This window comes from Amycolatopsis acidicola (assembly GCF_007713735.2).
Taxonomy (GTDB): domain Bacteria; phylum Actinomycetota; class Actinomycetes; order Mycobacteriales; family Pseudonocardiaceae; genus Amycolatopsis_E; species Amycolatopsis_E acidicola.
On sequence record NZ_VMNW02000024.1, the window covers coordinates 1 to 1,183 of the forward strand.

General features: G+C 70.3%; 1 protein-coding gene. It reads right to left on the reverse strand.

Going from position 1 to position 1,183, the window contains the following annotated elements:
• Window positions 1–281: 281 nt before the first annotated feature.
• Window positions 282–1,154 (reverse strand): SseB family protein, encoded by an 873-nt coding sequence (locus FPZ12_RS18185; protein WP_144747844.1) that lies wholly within the window; start codon window positions 1,152–1,154, stop codon window positions 282–284.
• Window positions 1,155–1,183: the final 29 nt, after the last annotated feature.

The following is a 1,183-nucleotide window of genomic DNA, read 5'->3' on the forward strand; positions in this document are numbered from 1 at the left end:
GTGGGCGGGCGTGGGCGCGGGGGGCGGGAGTGGAACATGGCGGCGCGCTGGGGTGCAGGAACGGCGATCGCACTGGTGGCGGTGGTTCTTGCGGGCTGCCGGTTCGGGGAGGGTGCCGCGGCACCTGCGTCGGTTAGCCGCCTAGGTTGGTGGGGGCGGGGGCTTCGGCGAACAGCGGGCCTTGGCGAGCGTGCAGGCTTCGGTGAGGGCGCGGACAACAGCGAGCACGCAGGCAACCGCACCCACGAGGACCGCGGCGAAGGGTGAGCGAAGGGGTGTCGCTAGCCGAGCGCCTCGACCAGTTCCGGGACGCTGTTGCCGGGCAGGGTCAGTTCCATGCTCGTCCCGGGGTTGAAGCACAGCACGTGCTCCTCGCTCGGCCAGTGCGTCAGGACCTCGACGAACGGGACCAGCACGCGCGGCAACTCGCCCGGGGCGACGCGGTCCAGGACGGTCGCGGACGAGAAGACCGGGATCATCGGCGAATCGACCGCGCCCAGCACACGCCACGGGAAGTCGGCAGCCGCCGGGGTGGCCGTGGTCTCGGCCGTGACCGGCAGGACCACATCGGACTCCAGCAGCGCCAACAGGAACTCATCGAAGTCGAGTGACTCCACTGCGCGAGCGAGCCTGCGTTCGAGGTCGTTGGCCGCGTCGCCGAGTGGGGCCTGCGCGGTCTCGATGTCGCTCCCGAGCTCGGTCAGGCACATCCGGCGCACCTCGTCCAGCACGCCGTCGATCACGGTGTCCTGCACGTCCTGCACCGGCATCAGGGTCTGCCTGCCCTCGGCGACGTCGTCGACCTCGTCCGGGGACAGCAGCACGCCGATCGGCAACGCCGGGTTGATCACCAGCTGCCCGCCACCGGCCGGGAAGCGCGCCAGCACCTCGTCGTAGTTCAGCTGCTCGTGCCCGGCCGCCAGCCCGGACAGCAGCCAGTACAAGGAGACCTCCGAGGTGAACACCACGACGTTCTCCTCGTCGAACAGCTGCTGCAACCCCTCCGGCAACTGCAGGCTGCCCCCATCGGGCAACACCGGCAGATACAGCGGGGCGGCCCGCACCAGCCGCGCGTACGCGGCGCTGTCACCGGCCTGCAGCGCGGTCAGCATGTCCCGTTCGACCTGGTTGGCCGGCTGCCATCCACTGTCCACTTAACGGCTCCCTACTCTCGTCGTCCTCA